Consider the following 17,275-nt stretch of genomic DNA (forward strand, 5'->3'; position numbering starts at 1 on the left):
TGTGGGCGGCGTCAACAATGTGGACGATGTACACACGAGGGGTGCGCATGGGCGGGACGGGGGAGGTGGTGGCGGCGCTGGGCGATCCGCTGCGGCTGGCGAGCGGGTCGGTGCTGCCGAACCGCGTCGCCAAGGCCGCGCTGGAGGAGTTCCTGGCGGTGGACGGCCAGCTGCCGGGCGACGAGCTGATCGCGCTCTACCGGCGGTGGGCGCGCGGCGGCGCGGGGCTGCTGATCACCGGGCACGTGATGGTCGACGGGCGGGCCGTGGCCGACCCGCGCGACGTGGTCCTGGAGGCCGGGACCGACCTGGAGCCGTTCCGGCGCTGGGCGTCGGCGGCGCGCTCGGGCGGCGGCCAGGTGTGGATGCAGATCAACCACCCCGGCCGGGTGGTGTTCGCCGACCAGGGCGGGCTGGCCTGGTCCGCGTCGGCCAAGCGGGTCGAGATGGGCACGTTCACCCGGCTGTACGCGACGCCGGTCGCCATGACCGGCGAGCAGATCGCCGAGGTGGTGACCAGGTTCGCCGACACCGCCGCGCAGGCCGAGCGGGCCGGGTTCGACGGCGTCGAGGTGCACGCCGCGCACGGGTACCTGATCGGCCAGTTCCTGTCGCCGCTGGTCAACCGCAGGACCGATGGCCACGGCGGTGACCTGGCCGCGCGTGCGCGGCTGCTGCTGGAGGTCGTCGCGGCGGTGCGGGGCGCGGTGTCGCCCGGCTTCGCGGTCGGGGTCAAGCTCAACACCGCCGACTTCCAGCGCGGCGGCTTCCAGCCGCGGGACGCGGCCGAGGTGATCGGGATGCTGTCCGGTGCGGGCGTCGACCTGGTCGAGCTGTCCGGCGGCTCCCTGGAGAGCCTGGCGATCATGGGCCACGCGGCCGACGAGAGCACCCTGGCCCGCGAGGCGTACTTCCTGGACGCCGCGTCGTCGATCCTCGCGGACGCCCCGCTGCCCGTGATGATCACCGGCGGGGTGCGGCGACTGCCGGTGGCCCGGCGGGTCCTGGAGAGCGGCGCGTCCGTGGTCGGCGTGGGCACCGCGCTGGCCGTGGACCCCGACCTGCCGCGCGCGTGGACGCGCGGCGACGAGGCCGAGGCCGCGCCCGTCCGGGTGAACTGGCCCGACAAGAAGCTCTCTTCCGCCGCCGTGCAGGCCCTGGTCCACGCCAGGATGGAAGACCTCGCCGCGGACCGCGAGCGCTCCACCGGCCCGCTCAGGGCGCTGCTGACCGAACGACTGCGCCGCCGCCCCGCGCTGCGCCGCTACCGGAAGTGGGGGAAGGCTTGACCTACCGGGGGACGACCGCGCTGGTGACCGGCGCGACGAAGGGCCTCGGCCGGGCGCTGGCCGAGGAGCTGGCCGCGCGCGGCGCGAACCTCGTGCTGCTGGCCCGCTCGCGCGCCGCGCTGGACGAACTGGCCGACGAGCTGCGCGCCCGCACCGGCGTGACCGCGCGGGTGATCGCGGCCGACCTGACCGACCGCGCGTCCAGGCGCGCCGCGCTGGCCGAGCTGGGCGAGCAGCCGATCGACCTGCTGCTCAACAACGCGGGAGCGGGCTCGGTCGGCCCGTTCCTGGACACCCCGCTGGCCGAGCACGTCGACTCGATCGCGCTCAACGTGGAGGCCCTGACCGAGCTGACCCACCACGTGGCGCGGTCGATGCGCCGGGCGGGCACGGGCACGATCGTGAACGTCGGCTCCACGGCCGGCTACCTGCCGGTGCCGTACCAGGCGAGCTACGGCGCGACGAAGGCGTACGTGCGCTCGTTCACCGAGGCGCTGCGCGTGGAGCTGCGGGGAACCGGCGTGCGCGTGGTGGCGGTCAACCCCGGAGCCATCCGAACCGCCTTCTTCGACGGCAAGGACGTCACCATCGACCCGCGCGCGTACGACACCCCGGAACGGGTCGCCCGCGACGTCCTCGACCACGTCCGCTCGGGCCGGGCGGTGTCGATCCCCGGCATGAAGGCCAACGCGGCGATGATCGCGGTGGCGTCGCTGCTGCCGATGCGGGTGAGGGCGCGGGTGATGGCGGTGCTGAACCGGGCGCTGGGGTTCGACCGGCTCGGGGCGGTGGAGTAGCCGGCTGGGGCGCGGGCGGGAAACCCGCTCGCGCCCACCAGCCCCCACCGGGCACGATCACCGCCATGGCCTGGCTCCCCGACGACTTCGCCCACCCGCTCCGCGCCGAGATCGGCGCCGGGCACCACCTGCGGCCCATCCGCGAGTCCGACACCGAACTCGACTACCCGGCCGTGATGGGCTCCCGCGACCGCCTCTGGTCCCTCTACGGCGAGGCCTGGGGGTGGCCCCCGGCGACGATGACCGTCGAGCAGGACCGCGAGGACCTCGCGCGGCACGAGCGGGAGATCGAGGCGCACGAGTCGTTCAACTACGCGCTGTTCGACGCGGACGAGACCGAACTCCTCGGGTGCGTCTACCTCGACCCCGCCGAGGCCCCCGCCGACGCCCGGATCTCCTGGTGGGTGGTCGACCGGCTCGTCGGCACCGAGGTCGAGCGCGCGCTCGACTCCTTCGTGCCCCGCTGGGTCGCGGAGGTCTGGCCGTTCACCGGTCCGGAGTACCGGATCTGAGGCCGCCCGCCGGAGCCCGCTGCTCGGTCCCGGCCGCGGGATGCGAGGATCAGGCACCGTGAAGACCTTCGACGAGCTGTTCGCCGAGCTGAGCGAACGCGCCCGAACCCGCCCCGAGGGGTCCGCGACCACGCAGGCGCTGGCCGACGGCGTGCACGCCCAGGGCAAGAAGGTGCTGGAGGAGGCGGGCGAGGTGTGGATCGCCGCCGAGCACGAGTCCGACGACCGCCTCGCCGAAGAGGTCTCCCAGCTCCTCTACCGCGTCCAGGTGCTCATGCTGGGGCGCGGCCTGAGCCTCGAAGACGTCTACCGGCACCTGTGACAGCCCGGTCCGCCGCGGTCGTGCGCTGACCGTGGGCGGAGTGCTCGGCGGGTTCCTGCCCATCTGGGTGCTGACCGGCATCGGCTTCGCCTCGGCGCGCGGCGGCGTGCTGGGGCGCGGCGCCGAGCAGGCCCTCGGCCGGTTCGCGTTCCACCTGGCCATGCCCGCGGTGCTGTTCACCACCCTGATCGACACCGACCCCTCCCGGCTCGCCAACGCCGGGGTGCTCGCCTTCGTCGCCTCCACCGCCGTGGTGTGCGCCGCGGGCTACCTGCTGCACTGGAAGCTGTTCCGCACCCCGCACGACCAGCGCGTGCTCGGCGGCATGGCGTCCGGGTACGTCAACGCGGGCAACCTCGGCATCCCCATCGCCATCGGCGTGCTGGGCGACTCGTCGTTCATCGCCGCCGTGCTGCTGTTCCAGCCGCTGGTGATGATGCCGGTCGTGCTCGGCGCGCTGGAGGCTGGCGCGGGCGGGCGGGTCCTGCGCACCCTGGCGCTGCTGCCGGTGCGCAACCCGGTGATCGGCGCGTCCGTGCTGGCCGTCGCGGTGGCCGCCACCGGCTGGGACCCGCCGCAGGTGCTGCTCTCGCCGATCGCCGCGCTCGGTGCGGCCGGTGTGCCGACCGCGCTGGTCGGGCTGGGCATGTCGCTGGCCGGGCGCAGGCACGACGACGAGGTCGCGACGGGCGGCGCGGCGCCGCGCCCCGCCGAGCCGAGGGCCGCGCTGTGGACGGCGGTGGCGCTCAAGCTGCTCGCGCACCCGCTGCTGGCGCTGGCGTTCTGCGTGCTGCTCGACGTCGAGGGCGACCTGCGGCGGGCGGCGATCGTGTGCGCGGCCCTGCCGACCGCGCAGAACGTGCACGTCGTGGCCACCCGCTACCTGCCGGGCACGTCGACCACCCGCAACACGGTGCTGGTGACGACGGCCCTGTCGATGCTCACCCTGACCGCCGCCGCGCTGCTCTAGCGCCCCGGCCCGCGCCAGTCCGGTCGGGTGGTCCCGGCCGGGCGGCGGTCGTCACGAGCCCGGCCGCCGACTCCACCGCCGAGGCCGCCGCCTGCGACGACCACCGCACGGCCACGAGCAACGGGCACGCGGTGGGCGTGGGCGCGCTGGCCTCGGTGCGGGTGGTGAGGGCGGCGGGGGCACGACGACCACCACGCCGCCGACGGGCGCCTGCTCCGCCGCGCACCGCACCACCAACACTCGGCAGGGCGGCTTCCAGGGCGAGGTCACCGGCACGGCGGGCAGCTCGGGCACCACCGGGTGGACCCTGGGCGCGGGTCAGGCCATCACCCAGCTGTGGGACGACCTGCGCGGCACGAGCGGCTCCTCGGTCACGGTCCGCAACGCGGACTGCAAACGCGGACTGCAACGGGACCCTCGCACCGGGCGCGTCCACCACGTTCGGGCACGCCGCGACGGGGACCGCGAGCGGCCCCAGCGTTACCTGCGCGGGCCCGTGAGGGCCACCGGTCGCCGGAAGCCGGGCCGGTGACCGGGGGAGGGGCGGGGCCGCTCGGGCCCCGCTACCTCTCCCGCACGAACAGCGCCTGCGCGGTCCGCCCCACCGCGCCCTCCAGGTCGTGCACCACGCTGCTGGCCACCCCGACCCCGGTCGGCCCGACCACGGTCTCGGCGTCCAGCGCGAACCACTCGCCCACCGGCTCCCGGTGCAGGTGCACGGTCAGCTCCGTGTTGATCGCGTACCACCGCCGGATGTCCAGCCGCGCCGACACCCCGCTCGCCGAGTCCGCCACGGTGAACAGCCGCTGCACCGCGCTCGCCTCCTCGCCCGCCACCACCGGGACGCGCGGGCGGGCCCACACGACCGCGTCACCGGGGGTCGCGAGCCCGCCGCTGACCGACCGCCACTCCATCGCCTCCAGGTACCCGCACGTCCAGTCGCCGGGCACCGAGAACTCCGCGCACGCGGACGGCGGCGGCAGCAGCTCGGGCTGCCCCGAGGCCACCGACGCGGTCTCACCGGGGGCGACCCGCCACGCCGACGCCCGCAGCACCTCCCGGCCCTCGTGCGCCAGCACCGCCGCCAGCAGCTCCACCGACCGGCCCGGCCGCACCACCGAGGCCGACACCACCAGCTCCGCCACCGGCACCGGCCCGAGCACGTCGAACGCCACCCGCGACAGCACCCCCGAACCGGGCAGCCGCTCCAGCTCCCGCACCAGCAGCGCGGACGGCGGCCCCAGGTGCTGGCTGTCGGCCGACCACGGCCCCGCGGTGCGCCTGGTCGCCGCGTACCGGTCCCCGCCCAGCGGCGCGTAGAACGCCTCCACCCCGAACACCCCTCCCGACGAGCCCGTCCGACCCCAGCCCCAGCAGCCCCGGTCCTAGTCGACCCGGTCCTAGTCGACCCGGTCCGCCGCGCGCTCCGCCACCGCCCCCGGCTCCGGCCAGCCCGGATACGGCGGCGGCGTCCCGTCGAACGCCGGGCACAGCGCCTTGTGGTCGCAGTAGTCGCACAGCCTGCTCGGGTTCGGCCGGAAGTCGCCGGTGCGCCCGGCGCGCAGGATCGCCTCCCAGATCGCCTCCAGGGTCCGCTCGAACCTCGCCAGCTCGCCCTCGTCCGGCGAGTACGCCAGCGCCTGCCGGTCCGCCAGGTACATCAACCTCAGCTGCCGGGGCACCACCCCGCGCTGCCGCCACAGCACCAGCGCGTAGAACTTCATCTGGAACAGCGCCTTGCCCTCGACGTGCTCGCGCGGCGCCGCGCCGGTCTTGTAGTCGACCACCCGGATCTCCCCGGTGGGCGCCACGTCGACCCGGTCCACGTACCCGCGCAGCAGCACCCCGGACGGCAGCTCCCACTCGACCAGCAGCTCCCGCGACTCCGGGTCGAACCGGCGCGGGTCCTCCAGCCCGAAGTAGCCCTCCAGCAGCTCGCGGGCCGACGTCAGCCAGTCCGCCTGCTCCTCGTCCTGGTCCGCGCCGAACAGCTCCGCGAACTCGGGCCGCTCCTCGCGCACCCGCGCCCAGGCGGGCTCCACCAGCTCCCGAGCCCGCTCCGGCACCCGCTCGGCGGCGGGCAGCGCGAACAGGTCCTCCAGCACGGCGTGCACGACCGTGCCCCTGACCTGGGCCTTCGTCGGCTTCTCGGGGAGCCGGTCGACCGCGCGGAAGCGGTAGAGCAGCGGGCACTGCTTGAAGTCGCCCGCGCGGGAGGGCGACAGGGCCGGCCTGCGCACGGGGCGATCGGATGTGGTGGGCGCTGCCATGCGGAGCACAGTAGGCCACCCCACCGACACTCCCGCCCGCCCGGCACACCCCGACGTGACACGACCGCGCCTACGCTGCCCACGATGGCGACTGCGGAGGGCTGGCGGGCGAGGGCGGGCCGGGAGGGCGGTCTGCCGCTGTTCCGCGCCGCGGGCATCCCGGTGCTGCTGGCGCCCTCGTGGTGGCTGGGCTCGGCGGTCATCGTCGTGCTGTACGCGCCGCTCGCGAGCCGGATCAGCCCGGACGCGGGCGGCTTCACCGGCCTGGCGCTCGCCGCCGCGTTCGCCCTGTTCCTCGGCCTGTCCGTGCTGGCCCACGAGCTGGGCCACAGCCTGGTGGCGCTGCGCCTCGGCCTGCCGGTGCGCAGGCTGCGGCTGTTCCTGCTGGGCGGGGTCTCCGAGGTGGCCAGGGCCCCCGGCACCCCGCGCCACGAGGGCCTGGTGGCGGCGGCGGGACCGCTGGTGTCCGTGCTGCTCGCGGGCGTGTTCGCACTCGGCGCCCACGCCATCCCGACCACCGACGCGGTGTGGCTGCTGGTCGCGCAGACCGCGTTCGCCAACGCCGCCGTCGCCGTGTTCAACCTCCTGCCCGGCCTGCCGCTGGACGGCGGGCGCATCCTGCGCGCGGGCGTCTGGGCCATCACCGGCAAGCGCGCCACCGGCACCAGGGCCGCCGTCGTCGGCGGCGGGCTGGTCGCCGCGCTCCTGGTGGTCTGGGCGGTGCTGGGGCTGCTCGACGGCGCGCCGGACCGCTGGCTGCGCTTCGGCGTGTGCCTGCTCACGGCCTGGTTCGTGGTCGCGGGCGCGCGCGGCGAGTCGGCCGCCGAGCGGGCCAGGGCCTGGCCGGAGGGGCTCACCCTGCAGCAGCTCGTGCGCCCGGTGCTCCAGCTGCCCGCCGAGAGCCCGGTGTCCGGCGCGCTGTCGGCCGCCGCCGGGCGCGGGGTGGTGCTGGTGCGCGCCGACGGGGTCGCCGCCGGGCTGCTGGACCGGACCCTGGCCGAGCGCCTGGCGGGCACGTCCCCGCACGCGCCCGCCGAGCAGGCCGCCGTGCCGATCCGACCGGAGACCGTGCTGCTCGCCGACGAGGCCGGGGACGACGTGGTCGAGCGGGTCCGGTCGACCGCGGCGCGCGAGTACCTGGTGGTCGACCTGGAGGGCAGGCCCGCCGGGGTGCTGCGCCGCGAGGACCTCAAGGCCGCGCTGGAGAGCCGCTAGCCGTCCCCCAGGTCCGCGTCCTGCGCCAGCAGCGCGGCCTGCACCCGCGAGCGCAGGTCCAGCTTCATCAGCACCCGCGACACGTGCGTCTTCACCGTCGTCTCGCCGATCCGCAGGCGCGTGCCGATCTGCGCGTTCGACAGGCCCTCGCCCAGGCAGCGCAGCACGTCGACCTCCCGCTCGGTCAGCGCCCCCAGGTCGGGCTTGGCGCGGGCCGCGGGCCCGGCCGCGAACTCCCGCATCACCCGCCTGGTCACCGAGGGCGCCAGCACCCCGTCACCGGCCGCCACCCGCCGCACCGCGTCCACCAGCGCCGGGGCCTCCACCGACTTGAGCAGGAACCCGGCCGCGCCCGCGCGCAGCGCCCCGCGCACGTACTCGTCCAGGTCGAACGTGGTCAGCACCAGCACCTCGCACACCCCGGCCAGCCGCCGGGTCGCCTCGATGCCGTCCACCCCCGGCATCCGCACGTCCATCAGCACCACGTCCGGCCGCAGCTCGCGGGCCATCCGCACGGCCGCCTCCCCGTCACCCGCCTCGCCGACGACCCGCACGCCCGGCGCGCCGCCCAGGATCATCACCAGGCCCGCCCGCACCGCCGCGTGGTCGTCGGCCACCAGCACCTCGACGACCCCGTCCGCCGCGTCCCCGCTCGCGGCGCCCCCGCTCACCGAGTCCCCGGTCACAGCGGCAGCTCCGCCCGCACGACCCACAGCCCGTCCTCCACCCCGGCCCGGAACCGCCCGCCCACCGCGTGCGCCCGCTCGGCCATGCCCACCAACCCCGTCCCGCTGCCCGGCGCCCGCCCGGCGCGCCCCTCGTCCCGCACCTCGTTGCCGACCTCCAGCACCACCCGCGCCGCCTGCCGCTCCACCCGCAGCGACACCCGCCCGCCGCGCGCCCCGTGCTTGAGCGCGTTCGTCAGCGACTCCTGCGCGATCCGGTACCCGGCCACGTCCACCGCCGCCGGGACCCCGCTCACGTCGTCCACCCGCAGCCGCACGTCCAGCCCGGACGCCTCCACCAGCCGCCCCACCTCGCCCAGCCGCGCCGACACCGCCTCGTCCACCTCGCCGTCGGCCCGCAGCACGTCGATCATCGTGCGCATCTCCGCCAGCGCCCCCACGCTGCCCTCCCGCACCGCCCGCAGCACCGACCGCACCCGCTGCGGGTCGTCGTCCGGCAGGGTCAGCACCGCCTCGGACTGGATCGCGATCGCCGACAGGTGCCCGGCGACCACGTCGTGCAGGTCGCGGGCCATCCGGGCGCGCTCGGCGGTCACCGCCGCCCGCCGGTCCAGCTCGGCGATCCGGGCCAGCTGGCGCTCGTTCTGCCGGTGCTGGCGGATGTTCGAGCCCCACCACACCGGGACGACCGCCATCGAGAACGCCTGCACCGCCACCAGCAGCGCCAGCCTCGGCTCCCCGGTCAGCAGCGACGCCCCCACGGTCAGGCCGACGCACAGCAGCCCGATCCCGGTCACCAGCCCCCGGTAGAGCCTCGGCCCGGCCGAGATCGCCGTGCTGAACAGCACGTCGATCCCCACCACCAGCACCACGCTGCTGTGCCCGAGCGCCATGTCCGCGGCCACCGCGGGACCGGCCAGCGCCAGCGCGAGACCGGGCCGCGCGGTCCGGAACAGCTGGCCCGCGCAGGCCGTCACCAGCAGCAGCACCCGCACCCACGTCGGCGCGGCCTGGTCAGGGCCCCACAGCCGGTCGAAGTCGATCCAGAACAGCAGAAGCCCGGCGCTCAGGGCCGTCGCGACCACGGCGAGATCGGTGCGGGACGGCACCGGCCCATCCCACCACACCGGCGCGGCCCGGCACGTCCTACGAACTGATGACCACCGGTGGCACCGATCGCCGACGCGCGCAGGCGCGCGCCGGGCCAGGCTGGTCGCCGTGGAACCCCTGGTCCTGGTCATCGTGGCCTGCGAGGTCGGCTTCTGGGTCGTGCTCGCCGCCGGTCTGCTGCTGCGCTACGCCTTCGGGCTGCGCCGCGCGGGCGCCGTCCTGCTCGCCTGCGTCCCGCTGGTGGACCTGGTGCTGCTCGCCACCGCCGTCCTCGACCTGGCGCGCGGCGGCCAGGCGACCGGCGCGCACGGCCTCGCCGCCCTCTACCTCGGCGTGAGCGTCGCGTTCGGGCACTCGATGCTGCGCTGGGCCGACCAGCGGTTCGCGCACTGGTTCGCGGGCGGACCGCCCCCGGTCACGCCGCCGAAGGACGGTCCGGAGCGCGCGGCTCACGAGTGGCGGGAGTGGGGCAGGGCGGTGCTCGCGGGCATCATCGCCGCCGCCGTCATCGGGCTGCTCGCCCTGGTCGCGGGTGGCCTGGACCGGGTCGCGCCGCTGCTGGACTCGCTGCGGCTGGTCGCGCTGGTGTGCGGGGTGTGGCTGGTCACCGGGCCGGTCTGGTGCTCCGCCAAGCTGCTGGCCCGCCGGTAGCCGGTCGGGGGGCTTCTGCGACCATCGTGCCCGTCCGCAGGTCGCGGGCAGTTTCGCGCAGGAGGTTCGTCGCGGTGAGCACCGCCAGTGGTCCGTTCCAGCCCGGAGACCGGGTGCAGTTGACCGACCCGAAGGGACGGCACTACACCATCGTGCTCGAACCGGGCAAGGAGTACCACACGCACCGCGGCGCGCTGCCGCACGACAAGCTGATCGGGCAGCCCGAGGGCAGCGTGGTGACCTCCGTGGGCGGCACCTCGTTCCTGGCGCTGCGCCCGCTGCTCGCCGACTACGTGCTGTCCATGCCCAGGGGTGCGCAGGTCATCTACCCCAAGGACGCCGCGCAGATCGTCATGTACGGCGACGTCTTCCCCGGCGCGCGCGTGCTGGAGGCGGGCGCCGGGTCGGGCGCGCTGACCTGCTCGCTGCTGCGCGCGGTCGGCGAGAAGGGCAGCGTGACCTCCTACGAGGTCCGCCAGGACCACGCCGACCACGCGATCCGCAACGTCGAGCAGTTCTTCGGCGAGCGGCCCGCCAACTGGTCGCTGACCGTGGACGACCTGGCCACCCACACCGGCGAGGTCGACCGGGTCGTCCTGGACATGCTCGCGCCGTGGGACGTGCTGCCGACCGTGGCCGCCAACCTCATCCCCGGCGGCGTGCTCGTGGTGTACGTGGCGACCACGACGCAGCTGTCGAAGGTCACCGAGGCGCTGCGCGAGCAGCAGCACTGGACCGAGCCGCAGGCGTGGGAGACGCTCGTGCGGCCGTGGCACGTGGTGGGCCTGGCGGTGCGCCCCGAGCACCGGATGATCGCGCACACCGCGTTCCTGCTGACCACCCGCAGGCTCGCCGACGGCGTCACCCCGCCGCGCCCGCAGCGCAGGCCGTCCAAGGGCTGAGCGGGCCCCGCACGCGGAACGCCCCGGCGACCTGGTGGTCGCCGGGGCGTTCTCGCCGCTCAGGGGGTCAGCCGCCGAGGGTGGTGGTCTCCGGCGCCTTGAAGACGTTGCAGACCTTCCAGCCGCCGTCCTCCTTCACCACGTCCATCGTGCGCGTGGTGTCCTTGGCGTACTCCTTCAGGATGTCCGGCACGTTCTCGTACTTCACGATCACCTCGAAGGTGCCCTTGTCGCCGTTCTCGGTCACCTTGCCGAGGGTGTTCGTGGTCTTCATCTGCGAGGCGGGCGAGTCGGGGAGGTCGCCGAGGTCCGGCTTCTCCATGTTCTCGAACTGCTTGTTCAGCTCGGCGATCTTGGCCGCGTCCGCGGCGCAGAGCATGTCCTCGCCCAGCTCGCCGTCGCCGTTGGCCGCCGCGACGTAGCGCTCGGCAACCTCCTGCGCGCTGCTGCCGCCACCGCCGCCGAGCACCACCACCAGCGTCACGACGACGCCGATCACCACGAGCGCGCCGACGCCGCCGAGCACCCAGGGCAGAGGGCTCTTCTTCTTGGGCGGGACGCCGCCGTACTGCTCGAAGCCGGGCTGGCCGGGCTGGCCGTAGGGCTGCTGCCCGAACTGCCCCGGCTGCTGGCCGTACTGACCGGGCTGGCCGTAACCGGGCTGCTGGCCGGGCTGGCCGTAGGGCTGCTGCCCGTACTGGCCGGGCTGGCCCGGCTGCTGGCCGAACTGCCCCGGCTGCTGCCCGAACTGCCCCGACTGGGGCTGCTGGCCGTACTGGTCCGGCTGCCCGTACTGGCCGGGCTGCCCGTACCCCGGCTGCTGGGGCTGCTGCGGGAAGCCGCCGCTGGGCTGCCCGTAGCCGGGCTGCTGGCCGAACGGGCCGGACGGCGGCCCCTGGGGACCGGGAGGCGGCGGGACCGACATGGGGATCTCCTTGGAGCTGCTGGGGCGGTGCTGGCGCCCGGTAGGGGGACGCGGGGCCGGGGGCGGTGGCCCACGCCTGCGCAGAGTAGCGCTCCGCGCCGTGCAAGATCGCTTGAACGGTGGTGTTCACCCCACCCCCGACCCCGGTGGCATCACCCCTCGCGAGGGGGTCCGGCGGTGGTCGGGGCGGGGGAGCGGTCGATCAGCCGGTGGCGCCGCCGGGGGTGCCGGTGAGCTGCTTGGCCAGACCGCAGATCTTCCAGTCGCCGCTCTCCTCGACTAGGTCCAGCACCGTGGTGCTCTCGGCGGGCAGGGCGACCCCGGCGGGGACGTTCGAGTACCTGATCCGCATGGTGAGCGAGCCGGTCGTGCCCGACGCGGTCACGTTCTCCACCTCGTAGTCCAGCTTCACCGAGTTCAGCTGCTCGCGGCGCTCGGCGGGGAGGCTGGCCTCCACCGCCTCGGCCTGCTCGGCGAACGCCTTCACGGTCGGCCGGTCGGCGGCGCAGATCATGGCCTGCGACTTGGCCTTGTCCGCGCTCTTGCCCTTCTTCAGCTCGTCGACGTAGGCGTTCACGACCTTCTCGGCCTCGGCCGTCTCCGCCGAGCCGCCCGCCTGGTCGGGGCTGGAGGCGGAGGTGGACTGCCCGGGGCCGCCGCTCGCGGTGTCGGTCTCGTCGCCGCCGGTGAACACCAGCAGGCCCACGACGAGCCCGACGACGGCGAGCACGCCGACCCCGCCGAGCACCCAGGGCAGGGCGCTCTTCTTCTTGGGCGGCAGGCCCCCGTTCGGGTCGAAGCCGAACTGGCCCGGCATCCCCGGCTGCTGGCCGTACTGGCCCGGCTGGCCGTACTGGCCCGGCTGGCCGTACTGGCCCGGCTGGCCGTACTGGCCCGGCTGCTGGCCGAACTGGCCCGGCTGCTGGCCGTACCCCGGCTGGCCGTGGGACTGCTGCCCGTACCCCGCCTGCTGCCCGTACTCCGGCTGCTGCCCGTACCCCGCCTGCGGGGGCTGCCCGAACTGCGGGGGCTGGGCCTGCCGCGGGAAGCCGCCGCTGGGCCTGCCGTACGCCGGCTGCTGCCCGTGCGCTTCCGGCTGCTGGCCGTGCGGACCGGGGGGCGGGACCGACATCGCGTTCTCTCCTCGTACCGGGGTGGCCGTGCTCAGAGCGCACAGTAGCGCCCTACCACGACAGGTTCACCTGGATGAGACTTTCCCCCAACTCGGGGAACTGCACCGTCACCGAGAGCGTCGAAAGCCGCTCGGACGGGCGCTATCCAGCCTCTCCGGCGCCGTGCCCGCCCCGCCGGGGCCGAAACCACCCGGTTGGCCGCATTCCGGCTGGCAGAGGGAGGTGTCGGCGCTCCGGGGCTGCTGACCGTAACCGGACCGGGGCACTCCGCCGGGCCTGCCCCGCGCCCCGCCCTCACCCACCCGCCGCGACCACCGCCTGACCACCCGTGACCGGACCGCCCACCCCGTGGGAAGCCCGCCGGTGCGCGCCGCGGGCCCGCCGACGCCCCGCCGCGAGCCGAACTCGCCTGGCTGCGGCCCCGATCACCCCGCCCGCGACCCCGGCGCCCGAGGGGCCCGCCGGGGTGCGACCGGCGCAATCCCCTGGAATTCCCCGTTCACGCCGGGGACACTGCCCGGACACAGCCGGTGGGGCGTCACCGGCACGCGCGCCGCACCGGGTGAGCGGTGCGCGGTGACACCGAGATGGAGCAGTTCACCCCCCGTACATGTCGAACCCGGTGATCACCCGCCGCTCCGGCAGCCCGCCGAGGTGGCCGCTTTTGTCGGTGATCGCCGGTACCGTTGTCGTACGAACACGGGAGGAGGGCGCCGACATGCCGCACGGTCATCCCGGCAGCCAGCCCGACGAGGGCGGCGAGCTGAGCAATGGCAGCAGCTCCGGCGAGTTGACGGCGCAGATCAGGTTCCTCGAGGACGAGATCGCGCTGCTCCGCCGCAAGTTGACGGAATCCCCACGACACGCCCGCCTGCTGGAGCAGCGGTTGGCCGAGGCCACCGAGCGCGTCAACCAGCTGACCGAGCGCAACACCAAGCTCATCGACACCCTCCGCGAGGCGCGCGGCCAGCTCCTCGCGCTCCGCGAGGAGGTGGACCGGCTGGCGCAGCCGCCCAGCGGGTACGGCGTCTTCCTCGCCCGGTTCGAGGACGGCACGGTCGACGTGTTCACGTCCGGCCGCCGGATGCGCGTGTCCGTCTCGCCGTCGGTCGAGGCGTCCTCCCTGGTCATGGGTCAGTCCGTGCGCCTGAACGAGGCGCTGACCGTGGTCGAGGGCGGCGACTTCGAGCGCACCGGCGAGGTGTGCGCGCTGCGCGAGGTGCTCGACGACGGCGGGGCCGAGGGCTCCGTCGCGCGGGCGCTGGTCGTCGGCCACGCGGACGAGGAGCGGGTGGTCTGGCTCGCCCAGCCGCTGCTCGACTCCCCGCTCAAGGCCGGGGACTCGCTCCTGGTCGACTCCAAGGCGGGCTTCGCCTACGAGCGGGTGCCCAAGGCCGAGGTGGAGGACCTGGTGCTGGAGGAGGTGCCGGACGTCCGCTACGAGGACATCGGCGGCCTCTCCCGGCAGATCGAGCAGATCCGCGACGCCGTGGAGCTGCCGTTCCTGCACGCCGACCTGTTCCGCGAGTACAAGCTGCGCCCGCCCAAGGGCGTCCTGCTCTACGGCCCTCCCGGCTGCGGCAAGACGCTCATCGCGAAGGCGGTCGCGAACTCGCTGGCCAAGCAGGTCTCGAAGGCGCGCGGCGAGGACCACAAGGACGCCAAGAGCTTCTTCCTCAACATCAAGGGCCCCGAGCTGCTCAACAAGTTCGTCGGCGAGACCGAGCGGCACATCCGGCTGATCTTCCAGCGGGCGCGGGAGAAGGCCTCCGAGGGCACCCCCGTGATCGTGTTCTTCGACGAGATGGACTCGATCTTCCGCACCCGCGGCAGCGGCGTGTCCTCCGACGTGGAGACCACGATCGTGCCGCAGCTGCTCTCGGAGATCGACGGCGTCGAGGGCCTGGAGAACGTCATCGTCATCGGCGCCTCCAACCGCGAGGACATGATCGACCCGGCGATCCTGCGGCCGGGCCGCCTCGACGTGAAGATCAAGATCGAGCGCCCGGACGCCGAGGGCGCGAAGGACATCTTCGCCAAGTACCTGACCGACGACCTGCCGCTGCACGCCGACGACCTCACCGAGTTCGGCGGCGACCCGGCGGCCTGCATCCAGGGCATGGTGCAGCACACCGTCGAGCGCATGTACGAGGAGACCGACGAGAACCGGTTCCTGGAGGTCACCTACGCCAACGGTGACAAGGAGGTCCTGTACTTCCGGGACTTCAACTCCGGCGCGATGATCCAGAACATCGTGGACCGGGCGAAGAAGTCGGCGATCAAGTCGCTGCTGGACACCAAGCAGCCCGGCCTGTCGGTGCGGCACCTGATGGACGCCATCGTCGACGAGTTCGCCGAGAACGAGGACCTGCCCAACACGACCAACCCGGACGACTGGGCCCGGATCTCCGGCAAGAAGGGGGAGCGGATCGTGTACATCCGCACCCTCGTCACCGGCAAGAACCAGGAGACCGGTCGGGCCATCGACACGGCGACCAACACGGGCCAGTACCTCTAGGCCCGCGCGGGACGGCGCGCCCCCAGGGGCGCGCCGTCACCGGTCCCCGGAACCCCTCCCCGGCAGCGCGCCGGGGAGGGGTTCCGCGCGTTCACCGGGCGTGACCAGGCCCGACTCGTAGGCGGCGATCACCAGCTGGGCCCGGTCGCGGGCGCCGAGCTTGTGCAGCAGCCGCCCGACGTGCGTCTTCAGCGTGCCGCGCGAGACGTGCAGCGCCTCGGTGATCTCGTCGTTGGACAGGCCCTCGGCGATCAGCCGCAGCACCTCCCGCTCGCGGGCGGTGACCGCGTCCAGCGCGGGCAGTCGCCGGGTGGCCGGGCGCGCGGCGAACTCGGTGATCAGCCGCCGGGTCACCGAGGGCGACAGCAGCGCCTCGCCCGAGGCGACCACCCGGATGGCGGCCAGCAGGTCGGCGGGCGGGGTGTCCTTGAGCAGGAACCCGCTCGCGCCCGCCCGCAGCGCGGCGTACACGTACTCGTCCAGGTCGAACGTGGTCAGGATCAGCACCCGCACGCCCGGCTGCGCCGCGCAGATCCGCGCGGTCGCCTCGATGCCGTCCACGTTCGGCATCCGCACGTCCATCAGCACCACGTCCGGGCCGGTGGCGGCGCACACCGCGACGGCCCGCGCGCCGTCGTCGGCGGTGCCCAGCACCCGCAGGTCGGGGGCCGAGCCCACGAGCACCTCGAAGCTGCCGCGCAGCAGCGCCTGGTCGTCGGCGATCACCACCCCGATCGGGGACGCCGGGGCCGGGCCCGTCGGACCCTGGCCCACCTGGTCCGCGTCCACCTCGTCCCCGCTCATCCGAGCGGCACCTCCGCCCGCACCCGGAACCCGCCCTCGGGCCGGTTCCCGGTCTCCAGCGCGCCCCCGTACACGGCGACCCGCTCGCGCATCCCGACCAGCCCGTGCCCCTGCGGCTGCGGGTCCGGCGCGCCCGGACCGTCGTCGACCACCTCCACCACCGCCACCCCGTCCACCAGCGCGATCGTCACCCGGCAGCTCGCGGGGGCGGCGTGCTTGACCACGTTCGTGATCGACTCCTGCACCAGCCGGTACACCGTCCGGCCGACCGCGTCCGGCAGCTCGGGCGCGCCCGCGGCCAGCTCCACGTCGACCCCGGCGTCCCGCGCCGCCCCCACCAGCGCGGGCAGGTCGGCCAGGCCCGGCATCGGGGCGCGCTCGGCCGCGTGGTCCTCGTCCCGCAGCACCCCCAGCAGCCTGCGCATCTCCACCAGCGTGTCCCGGCTGGTCCGCTCGGCCACCACCAGCGCCTCGCGGGCCACCTCGGGCAGGTCGGCGCACACGTGGTTCGCCGTCCCGGTCTTGACCGCGATGAGGCTCAGGCTGTGCGCGACCACGTCGTGCAGCTCGCGCGCGATCCGCCGCCGCTCCGCCTCCACGGTCCGCTCGGCCCGCTCCCGCTCGGCCCGCGCCCGGTGCGCCCGGTTCACCCGGTTGGCCCGCCCCAGCGCCCACGACGCCACCAGGATCACCGAGACCGCGCCCACCAGCCCGACGTCGTCCGGCCACGGCTGGCCGACGATCAGCGCGACGGCGGTGACCGGCAGCGCGCCGACCAGCACCGGGAGCGACCGGCGGCGCGGCACGAGCAGCCCCAGGGTGTAAGCCGCGTACGCGCTCGGCAGGTACATCTCCAGGGTGATCTCCAGGACCGTCGCCGCGTTCTGCGCCAGCACGACCACCACGAACACCGCCAGCGGCCACTGCCTGCGCACCGCCAGCGGAACGCCGATCAGCAGCGCCAGGTGCAGCTCCGCCCACTGCGGGGCGGTGCTCTTGGAGGCGAAGTACAGGTAGACCACCACGGCGGCCAGCGCCGCGAGGGCGTCGGCCGCGCGCAGCAGGAACGCGGGGGAGAGCCGGAGTCGCACCCCGCGACGCTAGCGGTCCCGCCCCGACCGGCGGATCGGACCCAGGTCCGATCCGGGGAGCGGCCCGTGGTCCGATCCGC

General features: G+C 74.8%; 18 protein-coding genes. 10 read left to right on the forward strand and 8 right to left on the reverse strand.

All coding sequences use genetic code 11. The features are described from left to right. The first annotated feature begins 26 nt into the window (after positions 1–26). The 6 genes from CNX65_RS11280 (at position 27) to CNX65_RS38305 (ending at position 4,422) form a co-directional block, all read left to right on the forward strand. Complete coding sequence (locus tag CNX65_RS11280) at positions 27–1,289, forward strand: oxidoreductase (protein WP_232519787.1); 1,263 nt, start codon at positions 27–29, stop codon at positions 1,287–1,289. Beyond that, complete coding sequence (locus CNX65_RS37765) at positions 1,286–2,086, forward strand: SDR family NAD(P)-dependent oxidoreductase (RefSeq protein ID WP_096492743.1); 801 nt, start codon at positions 1,286–1,288, stop codon at positions 2,084–2,086. The genes CNX65_RS11280 and CNX65_RS37765 overlap by 4 nt, the downstream gene beginning before the upstream one ends. A 65-nt stretch (positions 2,087–2,151) precedes the next feature. Then, entirely contained in the window at positions 2,152–2,598 is a 447-nt protein-coding gene (locus tag CNX65_RS11290) for a GNAT family N-acetyltransferase (RefSeq protein WP_096492744.1), read from the forward strand. Between the two features lie 58 nt (positions 2,599–2,656). Beyond that, entirely contained in the window at positions 2,657–2,920 is a 264-nt protein-coding gene (locus tag CNX65_RS11295; RefSeq protein WP_041836702.1) for a phosphoribosyl-ATP diphosphatase, read from the forward strand. A gap of 31 nt (positions 2,921–2,951) precedes the next feature. After that, positions 2,952–3,890 (forward strand): AEC family transporter, encoded by a 939-nt coding sequence (locus CNX65_RS11300; RefSeq protein WP_096492745.1) that lies wholly within the window; start codon positions 2,952–2,954, stop codon positions 3,888–3,890. Positions 3,891–3,981: 91 nt separating this feature from the next. Continuing rightward, complete coding sequence (locus CNX65_RS38305; protein WP_157767970.1) at positions 3,982–4,422, forward strand: cellulose binding domain-containing protein; 441 nt, start codon at positions 3,982–3,984, stop codon at positions 4,420–4,422. A 31-nt stretch (positions 4,423–4,453) separates the two neighbouring features. Here CNX65_RS38305 and CNX65_RS11305 read toward each other — a convergent pair whose 3' ends face one another. Then, positions 4,454–5,221, reverse strand: coding sequence for a thioesterase family protein (locus CNX65_RS11305; protein ID WP_096497728.1), 768 nt, complete (start codon positions 5,219–5,221; stop codon positions 4,454–4,456). A gap of 69 nt (positions 5,222–5,290) precedes the next feature. Continuing rightward, the gene (locus CNX65_RS11310; RefSeq protein WP_096497729.1) at positions 5,291–6,160 is read right to left on the reverse strand and encodes a RecB family exonuclease; all 870 of its coding nucleotides are present in this window, start codon (positions 6,158–6,160) and stop codon (positions 5,291–5,293) included. A gap of 84 nt (positions 6,161–6,244) precedes the next feature. Here CNX65_RS11310 and CNX65_RS11315 point away from each other — a divergent pair, with 84 nt between their 5' ends. Further along, positions 6,245–7,375: a site-2 protease family protein gene (locus tag CNX65_RS11315; protein ID WP_096492746.1), complete on the forward strand. Its 1,131-nt coding sequence runs from the start codon at positions 6,245–6,247 to the stop codon at positions 7,373–7,375. On the opposite strand, the gene CNX65_RS11320 is transcribed toward CNX65_RS11315, so the two are convergent. Together CNX65_RS11320 and CNX65_RS11325 are read right to left on the reverse strand one after the other, a co-directional pair. Next, complete coding sequence (locus CNX65_RS11320; RefSeq protein WP_373565506.1) at positions 7,372–8,061, reverse strand: response regulator; 690 nt, start codon at positions 8,059–8,061, stop codon at positions 7,372–7,374. The two genes, CNX65_RS11315 and CNX65_RS11320, sit on opposite strands and share 4 nt — an antisense overlap. After that, positions 8,058–9,170, reverse strand: a complete 1,113-nt coding sequence (locus tag CNX65_RS11325) for a sensor histidine kinase (protein ID WP_157767591.1) — start codon at positions 9,168–9,170, stop codon at positions 8,058–8,060. Before CNX65_RS11325 ends, CNX65_RS11320 begins: the two co-directional genes overlap by 4 nt. 109 nt (positions 9,171–9,279) lie before the next feature. On the opposite strand from CNX65_RS11325, the gene CNX65_RS11330 reads away from it, so the two are divergent. Beyond that, positions 9,280–9,822 carry a hypothetical protein gene (locus CNX65_RS11330; protein WP_096492748.1) on the forward strand — a complete coding sequence of 181 codons (543 nt, stop codon included), beginning with the start codon at positions 9,280–9,282 and terminating at the stop codon, positions 9,820–9,822. 74 nt (positions 9,823–9,896) lie between these two features. Continuing rightward, on the forward strand, positions 9,897–10,724 hold the full coding sequence (locus CNX65_RS11335) for a tRNA (adenine-N1)-methyltransferase (protein ID WP_096492749.1): 828 nt from the start codon (positions 9,897–9,899) through the stop codon (positions 10,722–10,724). Between the two features lie 67 nt (positions 10,725–10,791). Here CNX65_RS11335 and CNX65_RS36840 read toward each other — a convergent pair whose 3' ends face one another. Then, positions 10,792–11,649 (reverse strand): Rv0361 family membrane protein, encoded by an 858-nt coding sequence (locus CNX65_RS36840; RefSeq protein WP_177154379.1) that lies wholly within the window; start codon positions 11,647–11,649, stop codon positions 10,792–10,794. A gap of 202 nt (positions 11,650–11,851) precedes the next feature. Then, entirely contained in the window at positions 11,852–12,781 is a 930-nt protein-coding gene (locus CNX65_RS36845) for a nuclear transport factor 2 family protein (RefSeq protein ID WP_096492750.1), read from the reverse strand. Positions 12,782–13,500: 719 nt separating this feature from the next. Between CNX65_RS36845 and arc the strand changes: the two genes are divergently transcribed. Further along, on the forward strand, positions 13,501–15,300 hold the full coding sequence (gene arc / locus CNX65_RS11350; RefSeq protein WP_096492751.1) for a proteasome ATPase: 1,800 nt from the start codon (positions 13,501–13,503) through the stop codon (positions 15,298–15,300). 36 nt (positions 15,301–15,336) lie between these two features. On the opposite strand, the gene CNX65_RS11355 is transcribed toward arc, so the two are convergent. Both CNX65_RS11355 and CNX65_RS11360 read right to left on the reverse strand, forming a co-directional pair. Beyond that, the gene (locus CNX65_RS11355; RefSeq protein ID WP_232519788.1) at positions 15,337–16,104 is read right to left on the reverse strand and encodes a response regulator; all 768 of its coding nucleotides are present in this window, start codon (positions 16,102–16,104) and stop codon (positions 15,337–15,339) included. Continuing rightward, positions 16,101–17,195 carry a sensor histidine kinase gene (locus tag CNX65_RS11360; protein ID WP_232519789.1) on the reverse strand — a complete coding sequence of 365 codons (1,095 nt, stop codon included), beginning with the start codon at positions 17,193–17,195 and terminating at the stop codon, positions 16,101–16,103. Before CNX65_RS11360 ends, CNX65_RS11355 begins: the two co-directional genes overlap by 4 nt. Positions 17,196–17,275: the final 80 nt, after the last annotated feature.

This window comes from Actinosynnema pretiosum, from assembly GCF_002354875.1.
Taxonomy (GTDB): Bacteria; Actinomycetota; Actinomycetes; order Mycobacteriales; family Pseudonocardiaceae; genus Actinosynnema; species Actinosynnema auranticum.

Coding starts and splice junctions, on each gene's coding strand:
- CNX65_RS36845 (WP_096492750.1), bottom strand. CDS start 12,781: ATGTCGGTCCCGCCCCCCGGTCCGCACGGCCAGCAGCCGGAAGCGCAC.
- CNX65_RS11280 (WP_232519787.1), top strand. CDS start 27: ATGTACACACGAGGGGTGCGCATGGGCGGGACGGGGGAGGTGGTGGCG.
- arc (WP_096492751.1), top strand. CDS start 13,501: ATGCCGCACGGTCATCCCGGCAGCCAGCCCGACGAGGGCGGCGAGCTG.
- CNX65_RS11310 (WP_096497729.1), bottom strand. CDS start 6,160: ATGGCAGCGCCCACCACATCCGATCGCCCCGTGCGCAGGCCGGCCCTG.
- CNX65_RS11290 (WP_096492744.1), top strand. CDS start 2,152: ATGGCCTGGCTCCCCGACGACTTCGCCCACCCGCTCCGCGCCGAGATC.
- CNX65_RS36840 (WP_177154379.1), bottom strand. CDS start 11,649: ATGTCGGTCCCGCCGCCTCCCGGTCCCCAGGGGCCGCCGTCCGGCCCG.
- CNX65_RS11355 (WP_232519788.1), bottom strand. CDS start 16,104: ATGAGCGGGGACGAGGTGGACGCGGACCAGGTGGGCCAGGGTCCGACG.
- CNX65_RS11315 (WP_096492746.1), top strand. CDS start 6,245: ATGGCGACTGCGGAGGGCTGGCGGGCGAGGGCGGGCCGGGAGGGCGGT.